The following is a 17,923-nucleotide window of genomic DNA, read 5'->3' as shown; positions in this document are numbered from 1 at the left end:
CTCTCCTCATGGAAAATTATACAATTGTTAGTGGGTATTATAGAGAGATTTTTTGCTGCAGTCTATAGTTCTTTTGGAATATTTTATTTAAATTTGAAATAAAATACCGTTTATATTCATTTAAACAGCAGATTACTCATATTCACCTGAATCCGTGACATCTTCAAGGTGAGCTAGACAAACTGACCACTGACAGGACCAGACTGGAATGTGAGCTTAGAGATGACAAGGTGCAGACGGTCTCTTTCGAACGAGTCCACGCTCAGATATGAACAGAAAGAGATTGAAAGAGGTTGAGCTAACCTTTGATAAAAACATAGAGGAATACTTCCAAACCATTCCCCCTTCTGCTGATGAAGCAGAGGGGGATTTTTGTGTTTCTAGCAAAATAGCTCGTAGTAAGGAGAGGATTACGATAGCGATCTAATATTTTTACATCGTATAATTTTTCACATGCAATAAGATTTCACAATGATAAGCTTAATAATGTATACCTTATTACATTTTTTAGGAGGATAATAAAATGAGCAAGTACTCCGAAGCCATGAAGCTGCTGGACGAACAAGTGGGCAACAAGGACGGCCTGATCACTCTGTCCACCATCGCGCTGGAACCGGGGGCCGATGGCAAAAGCCGTCCCGCCGCCCGTATTGTGGACGCCTATTATGAGGACGGCGCGTTCTACACTGTCACCTATGCGACCTCAGGCAAGATGCTGCAGATCGCCCAAAACCCCGAAGTAGCCATTTGTATCATCGTCGAAAACTTTACAGCCGATGGTATCGGTGAAAACCTTGGCTGGGTGTGTGACGAGAAAAACACCGAGATGATGACAAAGCTGCGCACAATATTCGCTGAGTGGTATAACGAAGCCAATAACGACGAAGACCCCAACACATGCCTGCTGCGCATCCGCCTGACAAAGGGCCTGTGGAATGACGCCCATAAAGGGATCAGAAATGAGATTGATTTTGTCAATAAGACGGCAAATTAAGTGGCCTATGTAGTTTTCATATATTTTCATATTAGGTTGCTTCCGCTGGGATATAAGCATACTGCGTGGTTCGCTTATTGGAAAAATGTGAAGTAGTCATTTGATAATAAGCAATGTTAGCACAAAGGGAGTGTCTACACACTCCCTATTTTTCGCCGTTACTTATGGTAGGGATGTACGGTATTTGGTTGCTCTTTTCCTTCATTGCCAATTACTACGGATGGCTTATCGGAGCGGCTATAATCATTTTTATTTTAGTAGCAGTTGGAAAAAGTAAATCAAGAAATAATGAAGAGAGCCAAACAGATCACATCCAATAGTTATCACAAAATGAGGCCAATAAATTGAATACGAAAGTTCAGATGTTAAATGAATTTCCTATTGATGTTAACCTAATCCGAGCAGAAGTAGAATATAAGCTAAGTAGGTGGGGACATATCTCATCATTTTTCGCCATTTTCTCATTCTCTACAATTGATTTCATGGTAAAATATTCTTATATAAGATAACTTCAGGGGGTATGTTGTAAGTGAATAGATTCCGATGTAATTCCATGATTCTTTTTATACTAATATTAATCCTTCTTCCATTCGGTAGCATTACGAGTGCCAGCGAAACAGCTACCACAGAGAAAAGCAACTATTACTTCGTTTACAATAGCTCAAAGGTCGACACTAAGGACCTCGCGACCATCAAGCAATACGTAGCTAAGTTCAAGAATACCAATAACGTTTTGTTCGACGCAAAAAACTACAAGGAAGCTCCCAAACTACTAGATGCCCTGAAAGCCCAGCAGAAGAAGATCGGCGGTAAAGTCGCCGGAATCCAGATCTTTGGTCTGGCGAGTGATGTCCCTTCCTTCTCCTACCTCCATAAGATGAAGCCTACGGAAGGTAATTTTGAATGGAACGGAATCGAGTATGATAAGCGCGAAAAACCCGAGAAGTTCGTGTCCGACCTCTTCTACTCCAATTTCAACAGCGACAGCAAATACCTGACCGACATCACCGTCTACGGAATCATTCAGGAGAATCAACAGGTCAGTATCATTCCAGAATGGCCTGTGTCACGCCTTCCATTAACGAAAGGTGAAATCTCCAAGTACATCAACACCTATGAAGCTTACCGTAAGCAAATCGAAGGAAAATCCATTTCAACCGTTGCCCTTTCAGCCCCTGTCGAGTTTCAAAAAGGACTGGATGAAGCTCAAGATGACATCGTATTCTTTATGAATCGAATGAAAGAAGAAAAAGAAGAATTCGGTTACTTCAGTAATACTGATCTTCGTACTTATTATAAGGATCTCGCTGTGAATCTGACAAAAGAGAATAAGTCCGGAGTAATGGATCTTGTAGTAGGTAGCGATGGAGACACTGAAGGAGCCACTCTGAAAAAGGATAGAAAGAATTACTTCTTCGATCGCAAAAGTGCAGCCAGCCTGAACTCCAACTACTACACAGCCTTTTTCTGGGGATCGGGTACAGCCAAGGGACTAAATGCAAACAGTATCATTCACGATGGAATGGCGCAGGGTAAAATGATCAATCCTATTGCTTTCACTATTTCGACTTACAGCAGAGACGTTGCGAACTACTTGTGGCTTCCAGTCCCAACACCAGAGGGTGAGACAGGTGATGACTGGAATGATTACCTCGCAGTGGATAAAGAACTTTTGGAGAGAAATAATCCATTCTTTTTCGTTTACAAGTACTATGAGGCGATTGATAATGGTAAGACACGTCTACAAAGCTTCTACGATGCACAAGTAGCGTACGCCAATCTAAGCGTAAGCAATAAGCATAATCTGCGGGCGGCGATAGGCTACGAGAATGTTATCTCGCTGCACTATCTCGGACTGGCAGATTACTAACGGCCGGTGGGCCTATCGGATTCTTTCGATAGGCCCTTCTTTTTTTTCCAAGGTCACTTGGGGCTATTACATTTGATTAGCCCACGAACAAATGTGTAAATAAATGTATATGATACCTATGAATGACGCCGAGACGCTCGGCGTGCGGCACAGGAACATAGAAGGAACGCATAAATTATTGCATGAATTCTAAAAAGGAAATGATGCTTCTTTTGTCAAACGTGATCACAGGGAATATGCTAGTTTAATTTTATACTTTTTAATATATCGTTTAAATCGGCGTTGACTTGTTTGCTGACCTGCGATGGAGAAGCTAATAAGGCTTTGGCTGTGAAGGTCACTCAGAACTCAAAGTTAGAGGATGAGGAGTTAGCCAAATTCGAAGCAGTCCAGAAGGCCGTTACCTCTGAAGTAAATCAATACTTAGTGCTCTCATACAAGAGTTTTCGATTTAAGTCATGAATATAGCTTAGGGATATCCTCGGACCTATCAAAGATCAGTTTCCCCTTCTCCTTCGCGACTTTTACCATTTCATCCGCACCCGTCGACGGACCTCCTACCCTCAACACTGCATCACAGTGGTTGATTAGCCGCGTCGATGACGGGTGAAAAATGCGATTGAACGTCTCGTCACCAATTTCGGTTGATCCTGCGGTAGCGATCAGCGGCAGCGCGTACCACTCCCCAAGAACCGGCATATGGCCAGCTTCGTAGATGTTTAAGGCGATCTCGTTCATGAACCGGACGTTCTGTTCGATTTTTTCTGGATCATCGCCGGTTCCCGACCGATACGGCCCTGCGACAAGAATATGCAGCGATTTTCGCTCCGGCTCACTTTCTGCCTTACGTTCAAGCAGCCCGTGCAGCTCAGCGTACTGAAGCAGCAGGATCGTCTTCCCATCCCGAATCTCGCCGGTCCGTATCATCTCTAGGGCTTGGTGGAATGGCAATTCGAGTACCTCGATGTTTTCCTGTTCCTCGTCCAGACCGCCTCCCCTTCCCGACGCCATGGTTGCGTCGTACTCAGCGACATAAAAATGCACGATCTCCGTAACAGACCCCGGTGACATATAAGCCTCTCCGACTTTTTGTACCTTCGCGAGCTTGTAGCCTGTCTCTTCCTCCGTTTCGCGAATAATGGTTGCTTCCGGCGCCTCCCGATCCAGCAATCCGGCGCATGTTTCGATCAGCATGCCCGTAGGATTTTGATTTTTATAGCTTGGCATCCGAAATTGGCAGGTCAGTACAACGGTTTGATTTTCCCGATTATAGAGGAGAATGGTCGCACCGTTGCCGCGATCGTACACTTCACGAGCCTGCTTCTCCCATACCCCGTTATCTTTCCGGTACTCGAAGGTGACCTTCTTCAGCACATACCAATTGTCCGACAGAATTTCCTCTGTAACACTTCGGATTCTGGGGTTGTTCGTCTCCATCATGCTTACTTCCTCCCTTTGTAAATACAGTTTTCTTTCGTAACCAGCAGTACACCTTCACGTTTTAGGATTTCTTCAACATAGGCTCGAAAGTGATCCAATACATGACCCTGCAGTCGTAACCGCGCATTCATGGGAGTAGAAATCATATAGTCAATCAGAGGTTCTACTTCGGTGATTCTTAGGCTGTCCTCATAAATAAACGGTTCAACCTCACGGAAATAGGGCGAGAGCAGCCCGGCCGCATTGTCCAGATGGAAATTCTCAATAACGCGGTCCAGTACCTCCATTCCAGGGTCATAAGATGTCCCCAGTTGCTCCACCTCCTGCAGGTGCCGCAAGCTCATCGTCGTGGCGTAGAAGTGGCCGTCTTGTTTTATGACACGGTGTATTTCCTGGATAGCCTGCTGAATATTCTGCACATGGTAGAGCATGTTGTTGGCGATTACTTTATCGAATTGTCCTTCATGGAAAGGAATTTCTTGCGCGTCCACCAACAGGAACTTAAATTGGGGCAAGCCTTTGAGGCGGCTCCGCGCCTCCTCCAGCATCCCTTCAGACACATCCGTTAACGTGATGCGCCAACTCTTCGGAATACGATCAGCATTGCACACCCACAAGGAACCGTCTCCGCAGCCTAGCTCAAGCAAATGAACATCCGGCTCCTGCCCAAGCTGCTCGAATACCCATTTGTGCCACCCGTGTGGATTGGTACAGAATCGGTTATAGAGGTGTATTCTGGATTGTAACCGAGATGCATTCCGATACTGCTCCCCCCACTTCTGCTCCATCTGTACGGCCTGAATAATGTCCGCCAGATGACTCCATCCCCCCTCGCCTAACCCGTCGGCGTCCTCCAACACCCCTCGGATCACCTTCACGACATTCTCGGTATGGAGCATCTTCTGCCGCACCACATCTAACTGAGCAAGAAGCGAGTTCCGAATTTTCCAACCTAAACCGGCCTCCGCAGCCAGTAGATCCCCGATCTCATCCAGTGACAACCCCACATACTTCAGCGTCTGAATTTGCTGCAGCCGTCTTAGGTCATCCACTCCGTACCTTCGAACAGCTCCTGTATGCTCTTTGTCTGGAGTCAATAGTCCTATCTGGTCGTAATACCTCAAGGTTCGAAGCGTTAATCCCGTCCACTTAGACAACTGTCCAGTTGTGAAATATGTAGTTTCCTTCATGTTTACTCCCCCCTCCCGTTTACAACTAGTAACGTTAAACCTAGTATATCTGGTTACGTGACGTTACCTGCAAGAGATTTATGTGAAACAAGAAAGACCCATTACAACACAAAGTGCAAACAGAAAAAATCTGAAAATAATTTCTTCAGTTACCCCTGCTTATAAGGCATCATCATTAGGGTCCATATCCTTCTTCAATTTAAAATATGGAAGTATACCGACTGCGGTGTTATCGGCATACAATCAAATGACAAAAAGCCCTTGCGAAACGGAGCTCACGGGGGCTTTAAGGGCTAGTAAATTCTACTGTTATACCTCGTATTTTTTTTGCGTAACGTACCTGAACAGTATGTAGATAGGCCTTGAGTTTTGAACATAACTGCTCGAAAAAAACTAAATATCTCGTTTCTCATACTCAAAAGGCTCTTCACAAGAGTAAATTTTATCGAAAAATCCCTTAAACGGGATATCGTCTTCCATACATTTTATGAGATACGACAGCACCTCGTCACACTCCGGTTCCTCACCATTGTTCTGCATCACCTCGAATGCATCAACAATATTTTCCATGAAATTCGCCTGAATAAGTAAAGGCAACTTATCCAACATCGAATCTTCAATCTTGGTCTCGGATCTGTATCCCGCGAGAACGGTTTCAAAATAATCATCCATAAACTTTTTGCGTTTACCGGCGTCTGGTTCGAATTGTATCCAGCCCACTCCGGATGTCCATAGACCTGCTAGGTCAAACATATACCAACCAAAACATGAGTTATCGAAATCATATACGGTTATCTGCCCATTATCAAAATCTATCGAATAATTCCCATCGTTGTAATCAAAATGGATCATACCGAAAGACTCACGATCCCTATCCAGTCCTTCTAAGGTATTAAGGAGCTCTACCAGCTTCTCCTTAAGCAAAGATAATTTGTTGGGGATCAGTTTATCTATATAATCAGCATTGTATTTGTCAAAAAAACTATGCCGGCGATGGACAGGCGTATAGCTTTTCGATATTTGGTGCAGTTGTCCCAGTACTTTACCGCAATTATAATAATATTCGGTAATCGGAGCATCTTCCCGGTACCGATAATTATTTTCTACCAGCAGTTTTCCCTTAGCCTTTTCAAACAGGCAGACAAAAAAGGTGTGGTTATTGTAGGTGATCTCCTCCAGCAGATTCCCCTTCTTGGAGCTGATTACATCCGAGACACTTCCTCCATGCTCGAATAAATACCTGATATACTCAACTTCTCCCAGAAAGTCTTCCCGACTCCTGTCAGGTAAGAAAGCGATTCTGAGTATCTTAGCGCCCTCGCCCTCGCCCTCTTTCTCACAGGTATATACTACATTACGCCCTCCGTCATGTGCCGGGATCAACTGGATTTCATAGCCTTCTAATCCGAACAACTCCGATACTACTGTAAGTAAATAGGTATCTCCGATTGCAACAACTTCGTTATAATTTATAACTATCGCTCCTTTTCGCACAAACATTTATATTTGTTACTGTACAACAAGAACATACCAGATTAGCGGCACGCTTAATGGACTTTTTTGATCATTTTAAGTGTAGTTCACTCTAATGGGCGCAAACCATTCCATTTGACAATACTCGCCATCATACGCATCCGTATCGATTTTTTCGAAGAAAAATTCGCTATCCAATAACTCATATTTCCCTTTGTGCTCTTCTGCAAGCCTATCGATGGCATGATATAGCGCTTTTGCACGTAGTTCGTCAATCTCCTGGTAATGATGGTTCCCAATATAGCGAAAGCCGACGCACAAGGACGCAGGGACAGTGTCGCCTGTAAAGCCGTCAGGAATATCGTTCAGATTCTTTACACGCATAGACGGTAGATAGTACGTCCAACTAAGCGATGGATCATCTGTCCTCGTTAGACCGTAATAGATATTGGGTTCTACTGGATTCGGCACTTTATGCCGCTTGTTCCACCAGAACTGCTTGGCAACCTCGGGCGCTTCTGTCGGCGATTCAGCGATCTCGATTCGATACTTTTGCCCAATTAGATGAAAGGACGGAATCATGACCATATCCGGCCCGTACACCAAATTTCCGCAAACATTGTTCTTTGGAAACAGATGTAGAGGAGGTGTTACTTGAATGTTACTGTCAGAAATTCTGCATTCGCCAGGCGTAAGCCCATACTCTCTTTTGAACGCGCGTATATAGGTTTGCTCATGTTCATAACCGCATTCGAGTGCAATGTCCAGGACCCGTTTCTCGGTTTGCATCAAAGTCTCCAAGCTGACAGCTAGCTTTCGAGAGCGGATATAGCTTTGTAGCGGCACACCAAAAGCGAACTTGAAGATCCGACGTAAATGAACATTGGAGACCTGAAGATCGGCCAGATATTCCGTCTCCCTAGTGCCTGAAACATGTTCTTCTATTCGTGATAGAAGCAAAGATAGAATCTTGTATGGCTCGATAACCCATGCACACTCCTAGGATAATTTTTCCTTATAGTAAGCATAATAGCAAACTCTGTCGGTTACGTAATTAACATTTGTGGAGATTTACGGTCGTTAAATCATGCCGAACAGCCGTATGCCGCCGCCCAACGCACCTCCGAGCGATCCCTTAACAAGAGTCGAAGCAGTTACCGCGCTTATGAAACTAGTTAAATATGGACAGGCAACTATTCGTAATAAAGTACAGTTCAAACAGAGGCTTTGCGTATCAAGATGCAAAGCCTCTGTTTTTTGGTGCCATTGAACAGAGACGTGATCACAGGGAATATGCTAGTTAAATTTTATACTTTTTAATATTTCGTTGAAATCGGCGTTGGCTTGTTTGCTGACCTGCGATGGAGAAGCTAACAATAGGGTATAGATTTCATTATTTTGCTCGCATAGAATCATTCGAAATTCTAACGTTTCATTTTTGTTGCTTAAACTATAGGTCAGTTGCTTCGCATCGATTTTCCCCACCTTCACGGACTGCTCAGTGATTTTTACCGCATTTCTGTCCGTTAAATCTTTCTTGGCGAAGCTAACATATTGTTCAAAGTTCATATCTAAATCGCTCTTGCTATGATGCTGAATAACCATCGTGCTCTTCTCGGGTGAGAATAAAATAAGCTGATGATTTCCTGTATTCTCAATGGAAGATGTTACGTCACTCCAGTCGCCGTAGGCTGTGACTTGGACTTTTTTGTCTTTGGTCGCAGATGGCTGTTTCGTATAAATTGTGGCTGCTTGAATCTTAGCCAACCAGTTCACCTTCGCATCCACTGCTTCGCCGATAAAACGTAATGGAACGTAGGTGCTGCCCTTGATAGTAGAAGGGGCTACTGTCAGTTTTATCTGCTTACCATTGATCTCAGCAGTAGTTGAACTCACTTTAAGCTTGATAAGCGTACCTGGTTTACTTCCCGTGATCGTTTGCGTTTTTGGATCCCAGTCAACCTTCAATCCCAATGCTTCGAAAATAGACCGGAACGGAACAAGTATAGATCCATTTTGCTGGATGGGTGGGACTTGGAAATTAACTATCTCCCCATTCAACAGCACCATGATTTCGTTAGGATCTGAAGGTGGTATCGCTTGTTCATCTTCTTCTTCAAGCACTTTGACGCCTCTGGCAGCGAGTTCGGTCAGAATTTTCTCTGCACTCGCATCCAGAGGGTTATTGCTGAGTGAAACCTCCTTGAGCTTCGGAAGACTTGTTAAGACGCTAATATCTTGGACCTGATTATTCTCAAAGTATAAATGTTCTAATTCCGGGTGATCTCTTAGCGGTTCAAGAGACTGGATTTGGTTATCGCTTATGATCAACCAATTCAGTTTGACTAAGGATTGAATCGGCGACAGGTCCTTAAGCTGATTATTGCCGATTAACAAGTCCGTTAAATTGGTTAATCCCGCTAACGCATCAAGCTTCTCGATGTTGTTCGAATCGATAACAAGCTGCTCCAGTTGGGACAACTCTTGTAGCGGCTCAATTTGAGTGATTTGATTGCCGTCCAGAGCTAGGAAGGTGACTTTATGCAGATTTTTAAGTGGCTCAATATTGGTAATGCCAAGCCCTGAGAGCATTAAGCTCTCTAAATTAACAGCATACTCTAGTCCGCTTAAACTGATAATTTTCTGCTCAGGATCATCGGGATAGAGCGACGTCATGGTCTGTAGATCTTCTTTGGTAATGGGGCCAGTCGGTTTCTTTAGCTCCACTCGAATCGCTTGTTCCAAATTTTTGTCTGAGATAAGCGAGCTCTCTGCAAATGCGGATGGAATAGAAACGAAGCTTAGCAAGAAAGCAAGTACAGTGATTAGTTGAAGTTTGATCGGTTTACGCAAAATGGGTTCACTCCTCGATTTGTCATAGTGACTACATTCGGCATTTGTAAACCATTCCCTTTTATAGCAAAAAAATAGCCCTACAGGTTATCTATTGGTAGGTCTATCATCTAGCCTTCGCAGGAAGATGCGCCTTCACCGCCTACATGGCTTCTTCAATCGTTTGTACCTCAATGACAAAGCATTCCCCTCGTATTGGCTCATCGCATGGGTATATCTTGGATCATAATAATGCTCTAGCAGCATAACGGCGCTTTCGAATTGTCCGATCAAGAGATTCGCTTCGATTTCCTTCGCGATCGGCTGATAATCTTCGAGATTATGGCTACCCGTCCCTCAAGCGCCAGATTGATGAAAAGCTGAGTGCCGGATTCTTTCGTATGCACGACACGGTCAGGCAGGACGGCATTGCCGACGCGATTGCTCTCGCCCTCCATAAAGACATAAGAACGCTGCAGCTTGAGCGCCTGTTCAACGAGCAGCACCTCGAAGGACTTCTGATTGTTCGCACAGACTAATATGCCGAAGATCGATCCGCGATGCCTGGCTCTAATCACGGCAACCTGTTACATCTTTGTTTGCTGATATCAATAGGCCCTCATCCAAACGGGCAAGATACAACACCTCCAACCAGCAGTGGTGATTCCTTCCTAAATAGCAACTTAATGCGAAATTTCGTCCTATTTATGACAAGGTTCAGCGTAGCATTTATAGAGCGAAATTGAAGGCACCTAAACGGTGCCTTGAATGATACAAGATGATTAGTAGAGTAGATCTTCTAATCAGAATACGAATGGGGACAGGTGTTATGAATACTGGATGAAAGGAGATGTTCAGTTGTGAGCCCGTGCATCCACTGCTCGTTCAACCACAATATATGACACCAGTTAGCCAATAACAAGCTCATGTGAGGGAACTTCTTGGATCTGGCCTCCTCCGCGCAATCCCTCATCCATTCTAAGGGCGTCAGGCTTCTTCCTAAGTGGCTGATACCCCCTGACCGTTGAGCCCAGTCTCACCGCCTGCCTATTCTTGCGCCTCCCATTCTCTTCCCGCCCGCTTCTTATACAAGGCCATCTGTTGGCTGAAGTCATAATAATGAACCAGATCGTTCTCATCATATGTCCTAAATTCCGCTTTCTATTCAGCGCCGTATCATCATCAAACCGATGCCACAACGCGCCCGCAGAGGGATGGAAATTAACCGTCAGACTTTTTCAAGTTAGTTGAGGTCGAGTATGAGAAAGTTCGGAAGAATGAATGCAAATAAGAGCGGGACGAAGGGCATTGCCTTTGTTCCGCTCTTATTTAAGTTGGAGAAAATATAATTAAACTTGCTGTCCGTTAACTTGTTATTAATTGTTTAAGGTCGGTCTCGTCAGAAGTTTGGCCCCCAGGAAAGGTCTTTCCCCAAAACATAACTTTATTATTTTGGGCAACATGATTTTATAAATAAAATTTCCATCTTATCCAAGATACACAATAGCTTACAATTAATCATACTCATTCATCAACCAATCAGGTATATTCCATTTTGTCCTAGCTATATTGAACCTATCTTTGTAACTAAAATTATCTGGGTCCGGTACTATGCTATACTTCACTAACCAACCAATAATTAGGTGTCCTTCGTAATCATTCTTCTTTTTAGCGGATTCATACCACCAACTAGCCGTGCTAGTGCACTTAAATAAATTTTTAATAAGTAAATCTGCGTACTGCCAATTGGCCTCAGCTGAATCATTATCAGTAATTATTGTTAAAGCTAAGTTTATAACTGCTGTATCACTATTGACTTCTAAAGAATTCTGTAAAAGTAAATAAATATTATTAAATGGTTCTGTTCCCCTTATTTCATTTCTTCTAAGCATATATGCTAATGACGTACCTGAGTGATGGTTACCTTTATTAAAAGCTCTCGTAAATAATTCAGTTGCAATCTCATAATCATCAAGTTTATATGCCAGTATGCCGAATGCATGGCAATCATCTGAAGAAATACTTTCTAACACTTGTTTAATGAGGTTATTACCCTTATTTACATTCTTTCCAACTTTCTTCCCTTTCTTAAGACGAATTCCATACTCTAGCATTGCTTCTTTCACACCATTATCAGCAAGCCTTTTTAATCTGTTAACCCCGTCTGAAACGTGCTTCTGTAATCCATCTCCGTCTATTAATCGTGAAGCATATAAATGGGCTGCTTTCTGAACTCCTTCTTGGATCAATTGACGAATCAATTTTTCTCCCTTGTCTGCATCTTCTTTCAAGTAGAATCCATCAAGCAAAAGCTCAGAGTATTCTAACATCCCCGATCCATTTTGTTCTATTACTAACTCTTCGAATAACCGAATTGCCTCCTCGGTGTTCATTTCAATTTTATCTCCAAGAGCTAATGATTCAGCAAGAAACAGCTTTGCACTAGAATAACCATCATATACAAGTTGCCAAATCATACGCAATCCTTCTGCATACTTATTTGCAATCATTTCACCTGATAAATAAATTTTTGCCAAATGATATTTCCCTAAACGATACCCTCGAGAAGCTGTTTCCTGTAATAAGAAAATTCCTCTTTGGACATCTATATTTATAGGTCCACCATATATTAATTTCAGCCCATATTCCACCATGCATTTTTTATCTTTCCCTTTAATTGACCGTTCAAAAAGTTCTATCGCATATTCTAAATTATAGCTGACCTTTTGACCTTCTAAATAATAGTTCGCTAAAATTTGCATTGCTTCCGGATCATTTTCTTTAACAGCTTTCTCTAAAAAATTAATGCCTTCGGTTTTACTTGACACCTTAATAAAATTTTCATTTATTAATTTTGCTAAAAGTCTACGAGCATCTTCGTCATTCCTGTCTTCTGCTTCTCTTAGTAATTTTTCACCTTTTCTAAGATCTTTTGGGACATCTTCAGGGCCAAATATGATAGTCTGAGCTAAGTAGAACATAGCATCTAGATTACCATTATCCGACAAACCATTTAACTGCTTTAACCCCTCTGCAATATTTTTATCTAATCCGTTTCCAGAAATCAGTCTCCTAGATTCTTCAATAATGGCTTCCTCGTGATTTATCTTAATCAACTCATATAATATTTTTTTACCTTCTTCTAAATTTTTCTCGAAATAAACCCCGTCCAACATCATTTTGGCAAGCTGCATACCTGCCTCTTCATCACCTTTGTTATAGGCATTTTTTAATAATATTTCTCCTCTTTTTTTATCTTGAATAACGCAATCCCCAGAAACCAACATTAAACCCATTATCCTCATTGCATTAATTTCTGCGTTTGCTGCTTCCTCTAGTAATTCAACTCCATAAGTAACACTCATATCTAATTTACCAAGAATTATCCCATGGCCTAGAATTGTTTTAGCTAATTTATTATCAAGATAAATTGATTTTTCTAACAATTCTAACCCACCATTTTTGTTAGCAGGTAATCCTACACCATGCAAATATCTGTAACCCAATTCTCGCATTGCTTCCGAGTTATTTAGTGATATAGCATCATTTAGATAGTTTAGACCCCTTTCTATATCTTTAACGACATACTCACCATCAATATATATTTCTCCTAAAAGTATCTTTGCCTTTAGATTACCTGACTTCTCTGCCTTCTCCAAAAGGCGAACAGCTCTATCCATATCAATTTCATTTATGTTTTTATTGGATTCAAGTAATAATTTTGCAAGGAAATACTCTGAGTATGTATCTCCAAGGTTTGTTAACTCGCTAAAAATGTTCATAGCTTCATTAATATCTTTATCTAATCCATAACCATATGCATATCTATATGCTAATTTTTTCTTGGCATACTCGTCACCACTGTTAGCATTTTCAATTAGTAACTTTAATCCTAGTTGAACATTCTTATCATAATGCTCCCCGTCAATGAGCATCTCAGCATATGTTGTTTTTGCATTTGTATAGTTTTGTTCAACAAGTTTAGATAAAATATCTTTTGCTTCCCTAATATTTTGTTCGATATACTCTCCATTAAATAAATATATAGCAAAATCAAGTTGGCATTCTTTTATACCTTCATTAACAAGCTCCTGAAGCAAAATCAATCCAATCTCCACATCTCTTATGGAGATTGGTCCTGTTAACAATATTTTCGAGTAGTAAATTTTAGCATCTTTATTATTATTAGCTACCAAGTCTTTCAATAGATTGATTCCTTCGATTAGCTCCTCTTCTGTATTACCAATGCTAACTTGATATCTCGCCAAGGCTAGTTTTGCTTGAACACTACCTTTTGAAATTGCAGTATTCAATAGGTTCTTCCCTTCAGCTATATCTCTTTCAATCCAGTGACCATATAAATATCTTGTCCCCATGATTCTAAGCGCATCCACATAGTTTTCCTCTATAAGTTCGTTTAGGAGATTATCTGCTCTTTCAATGTTTTGCACAAATTTGTTGCCAATTAACAGCCTAATAGCCAATTGCATTTTCCCTAATTTATTCCCTAAGCGAGACGATTCCTCAAGTAATTCTTTAGACTGGTTAATTTTTTCAATATTATCATTTTCCTCAACCAATACCACCCCTAACATCGCCATTGCTGTAGCATCCTTTAGATCTGATGCTTTTCTTAAAAATTCTTCTGCTAGTTTCAAGTTTTTCTGAACCTTTTCTCCTTCAACATATGAAAAACCCAAAAAAACCATTGATTCCACGTTATTAAATTCAGCGGCTTTAGTTAGAAATTTTATTGATAAACTTACATTTTTATTAGATTCCCTAAATATATGTTTTCCTATTAGAAATAATTTATGTGCATTTTGTTTATTTAATAAATTATCCATAAAAGAATCAATTATTACATTAATTGATTCGATTTTAATTATTTGTTCATCTTCCATCTTCCTCAAGAATTCACCAATGAATCGTGCATCTAATTTTTCTTCATTTGATATCCAATCAAAGATATACTTAATGAATTGTTCTACATCTCTGAATGAAAAATAGGAAGTCAAGAGATAATTAGATAAGCCTGGTTTTATGAATCTTATTCGGCCAAATTTCATATTACTTAATTGACTTTCAATTTTTGTTAATTCGTATCTTATCGTTGGCATTCTGACAGTAATCCCTCTGAATTCTAAAAAACTTTGAATATTATCCAAAGATAACGGCTCGATATCTTCGAAAACAGAAAATAAAAGTAAGGACTCTTCAAGGATAGTGTTATTAAGACTTACCTCTTCAATGACAATGAATTCTTGATCTATAAGCGATATAACATTACTAATACTTTCAATGCTTTCTTCAGTAATAGGATTACCAGAACCAGTTATTTTATTTAATTCCTCTATTTTACCTTTAGTACTCTGATATATTTTGTCGTTGAGAGCTTTCTCATTAGGTACTGAGTCCTTTAAACTTGTGAATAATGGTATCACGTTCCTGTCAAACGGTTCTATCTCTATTACGCTCGCTTGATTTTGATTAATAAGCCAGTTTACACATTCATTATTGCTACCCGTAACCATTATCGTGGAACATATATCTACAGTATTCTCCAATAAAAACTTTATCTGATCGTCTAAATGTGTAACTGACTCAAGAGAATCTATAATTATACATACTTTCCCGTTTTCTTTTATTGTTCGCTTTATTGCTTCTTTGAAATATGGTTGTAATATTATATATTCTGGAAATTTAGAAGCTTCATTTTCTTTATTATCTTGCCTAACTTCTTCAGCCAAAACTTCCATATCAATATTGTTAATTATTGTAAGATTACATTGTTCTATAATACTGTTAATGAACTCCAAAATGTTATTTGAATATTTAAATGAAAATATCAAAAAGGATATATTTCCTTTAGTTTTCATCTTATCCATAACTGAAGAAATTATTGCTGATTTACCTATACCTTTCATACCTTTAACGATGGTAAATTTATTATCTTCCACACTATTAATAATTGAATTAACTTCCTCTTCTCTACCTTTCAAAGGGGTTTTATAACTAGAATATTCCTCCTTAGTTAACTTTAATATTTGAATTATTTCTTTTGACTGAATCAAATTAATATCGCTACTAGCCCCTATTTGTCTAAACGCTTCTATATTCGTCATTATAGGTAATGCGAAAAGAAGAATTATCTCCATTACCAAGCTCTGTTTACTTTTTAATGTAAGTCGCATCTCACGATTTTGTCTAATAAATGTAATAGTTTCTTTTGAAGATAGTAAAAGCATTTCTACAATATCGTCATCAGAGTAACTATCTATATTAGAAAATACTAATTCAAAGATATCCTCGTCGTTAGATATTTGCTGATCTCCCTTGAGATTATATATTTCAAGTAGCCAAATTCTCGTATTTTCAAATGATTTCTCTAAGTTTTTTACTAAGTCAATATCTTCTTCAATATGAAGTAAGGTTTGATCTATACTTTCAATATAGTCAATAATATTAAAATCATTTGAATTTATTAGTATTTTATCCATTATTAACAAACATAATTCTGCATTTCTTCTGTAATCTGAATACTTATCACTTTTCTCAAAAATTTCATCTATATATTTATTAAAATAAGTGCTTTTTGAAAACCTTAATGCTTTACTGTTACTAATTTCAAGCTTATTAGTATTAAAATAGAGGTATTTCTCAGTGCTAATTTCGCTTAAATAGTTATTCTGAATTAATTGGGGATTCATCGAATCGAACTCTGACTGGTTATAATCACGTTTTCCTTTTTTATTTAGCCTCTCTTTTTTTTTTATGTCATAGGTTCTAACACCATTATCCGGTGCTAACTCAACGTTTGATAAATACCCTTCATGATCTATAGAGTATTTTCGGTTGCTCACAATGATAGTACCTTCGTCGTCATTATAATCTACAATTGCATAACCATTTAAATAACGTTGATCATTGTTCCAAATGTTATCAGATGTGTTCGAAGGTGCAATTGACATGAACATATCTCCAAAAATACCGCTAAGATTATTGTTACTTCCCCGATGAACATGCCCACAAAATACCATGTCATATTCTCTCTCAATAGATGGTTTAACTGCATCCATATCAAAGGGCTTAAGAAAATCAAACTGATGATGCATCAATGCAATCTTAATGTCGCAATTTTCTATAAAGTCACGAGACTCTGTTATTTGACGTTTACCTAACAAAATAATACCATGGTCTTTATTACTGTCGTAGCATCTCCAGGCAGTATTAAAGGCTGTTATCCCTACTTTAGTACCATTTATATCAACAATATAATTTGAATGAAAATTTGTTATTTTACAGTTAGATTCCACATGAAATTCTTTCTCAAATTCTTTAAATGGAAGTACTCTTTTAATTCCTTTAGTTTCGTTTTTATCTATGAATGAAGAGACCGCCGGTTCATTAGATAAAACTGTAAGGAGGCCATTCTCGTCGTATATATCATCAGCGTATCTATCAATGTCATGATTACCTGGAATAAATATAAATCTATTTTTGTCTATATTGATACAATTAGTCAAAGGGAAAATAACATTTTCTTCAAATTCTAGAAATGCTTGATTTATACTTTCAAAACTCCTTCCCCCTTGATCAATTAAATCACCAGTAAAGAGAATGAAATCAATTTTCTTGGAAGAATTAAATCTGGTTAGATCCTCTGAGAGCGCTTTAATTAATTGTGATAAATCCTTCATACCCTCTTTTTTTATATGAAAATCTGACAAATGAATAAATCGCATATCTATCCCCCTGTATCCTCACAATTTTTATGCATGTCAATGCAGATTTTAAATCTCTATCAGTTCTTAATATAAATCTGGATACGTACTCTCCATTGCTCCAACGCTACTTTGTAAATAAGCTTGGGTCGATTATATTCCATTATTTAGGTAAGGTAGTCTAATATTATCACATACTAATAAAATATACTCATTAAAAGACAAATCTCATCTATATAGAAGAACGTTTTATTGAAAAAGTTGGTATTTAGCTATCTTATCTTAGGTACTTTATTAACTTTATTATTTGCTTCCTACATTAATAAACTTTATTATTTGCTTGTTGATAATCAATCTTTCATTATCCATCATATTTACCAACTTCTGTTAATACTTTATG

General features: G+C 39.4%; 11 protein-coding genes. 3 read left to right on the top strand and 8 right to left on the bottom strand.

Annotated elements, in window-relative coordinates; genetic code table 11:
• Window positions 1–268: 268 nt before the first annotated feature.
• From NST85_RS06080 to NST85_RS06070, 3 genes are all read left to right on the top strand, one after another.
• A complete protein-coding gene (locus NST85_RS06080) occupies window positions 269–427 on the top strand; it encodes a hypothetical protein (protein WP_211350297.1) in 159 nt (52 codons plus the stop codon).
• 96 nt (window positions 428–523) lie between these two features.
• On the top strand, window positions 524–994 hold the full coding sequence (locus NST85_RS06075) for a pyridoxamine 5'-phosphate oxidase family protein (protein ID WP_127194854.1): 471 nt from the start codon (window positions 524–526) through the stop codon (window positions 992–994).
• Between the two features lie 529 nt (window positions 995–1,523).
• Window positions 1,524–2,864: a hypothetical protein gene (locus NST85_RS06070; RefSeq protein ID WP_127194855.1), complete on the top strand. Its 1,341-nt coding sequence runs from the start codon at window positions 1,524–1,526 to the stop codon at window positions 2,862–2,864.
• Window positions 2,865–3,320: 456 nt separating this feature from the next.
• Here the strand turns inward: NST85_RS06070 and nudK are convergent, their stop codons facing one another.
• From nudK to NST85_RS06030, 8 genes are all read right to left on the bottom strand, one after another.
• On the bottom strand, window positions 3,321–4,304 hold the full coding sequence (gene nudK / locus NST85_RS06065) for a GDP-mannose pyrophosphatase NudK (RefSeq protein WP_246054434.1): 984 nt from the start codon (window positions 4,302–4,304) through the stop codon (window positions 3,321–3,323).
• A 2-nt stretch (window positions 4,305–4,306) separates the two neighbouring features.
• Window positions 4,307–5,494: a MerR family transcriptional regulator gene (locus tag NST85_RS06060; RefSeq protein WP_127194856.1), complete on the bottom strand. Its 1,188-nt coding sequence runs from the start codon at window positions 5,492–5,494 to the stop codon at window positions 4,307–4,309.
• A 393-nt stretch (window positions 5,495–5,887) separates the two neighbouring features.
• On the bottom strand, window positions 5,888–6,994 hold the full coding sequence (locus NST85_RS06055) for a phosphotransferase enzyme family protein (RefSeq protein ID WP_127194857.1): 1,107 nt from the start codon (window positions 6,992–6,994) through the stop codon (window positions 5,888–5,890).
• Between the two features lie 69 nt (window positions 6,995–7,063).
• The gene (locus tag NST85_RS06050; RefSeq protein WP_170220301.1) at window positions 7,064–7,927 is read right to left on the bottom strand and encodes a helix-turn-helix domain-containing protein; all 864 of its coding nucleotides are present in this window, start codon (window positions 7,925–7,927) and stop codon (window positions 7,064–7,066) included.
• A gap of 336 nt (window positions 7,928–8,263) precedes the next feature.
• A complete protein-coding gene (locus NST85_RS06045; RefSeq protein WP_341188831.1) occupies window positions 8,264–9,820 on the bottom strand; it encodes a stalk domain-containing protein in 1,557 nt (518 codons plus the stop codon).
• A gap of 269 nt (window positions 9,821–10,089) precedes the next feature.
• Window positions 10,090–10,305: a hypothetical protein gene (locus tag NST85_RS06040; RefSeq protein WP_341188830.1), complete on the bottom strand. Its 216-nt coding sequence runs from the start codon at window positions 10,303–10,305 to the stop codon at window positions 10,090–10,092.
• A 402-nt stretch (window positions 10,306–10,707) separates the two neighbouring features.
• On the bottom strand, window positions 10,708–10,998 hold the full coding sequence (locus NST85_RS06035; RefSeq protein ID WP_341188829.1) for a hypothetical protein: 291 nt from the start codon (window positions 10,996–10,998) through the stop codon (window positions 10,708–10,710).
• 315 nt (window positions 10,999–11,313) lie between these two features.
• The gene (locus NST85_RS06030) at window positions 11,314–17,544 is read right to left on the bottom strand and encodes a metallophosphoesterase (RefSeq protein WP_341188828.1); all 6,231 of its coding nucleotides are present in this window, start codon (window positions 17,542–17,544) and stop codon (window positions 11,314–11,316) included.
• Between the last annotated feature and the right edge of the window lie 379 nt (window positions 17,545–17,923).

The sequence above is a fragment of the Paenibacillus sp. FSL K6-2524 genome (assembly GCF_038005525.1).
In the GTDB taxonomy this organism is placed as follows: Bacteria; Bacillota; Bacilli; order Paenibacillales; family Paenibacillaceae; genus Fontibacillus; species Fontibacillus anaericanus.
Note: the sequence above shows the minus strand (reverse complement) of the source record. Positions and strands in the feature narration are given on the sequence as shown.

What these genes read in the sequence shown, in the direction of transcription:
- NST85_RS06080 (WP_211350297.1), top strand. Translation starts at nt 269, where the DNA reads ATGAACAGAAAGAGATTGAAAGAGGTTGAGCTAACCTTTGATAAAAAC.
- NST85_RS06075 (WP_127194854.1), top strand. Translation starts at nt 524, where the DNA reads ATGAGCAAGTACTCCGAAGCCATGAAGCTGCTGGACGAACAAGTGGGC.
- nudK (WP_246054434.1), bottom strand. Translation starts at nt 4,304, where the DNA reads ATGATGGAGACGAACAACCCCAGAATCCGAAGTGTTACAGAGGAAATT.
- NST85_RS06060 (WP_127194856.1), bottom strand. Translation starts at nt 5,494, where the DNA reads ATGAAGGAAACTACATATTTCACAACTGGACAGTTGTCTAAGTGGACG.
- NST85_RS06055 (WP_127194857.1), bottom strand. Translation starts at nt 6,994, where the DNA reads ATGTTTGTGCGAAAAGGAGCGATAGTTATAAATTATAACGAAGTTGTT.
- NST85_RS06030 (WP_341188828.1), bottom strand. Translation starts at nt 17,544, where the DNA reads ATGCGATTTATTCATTTGTCAGATTTTCATATAAAAAAAGAGGGTATG.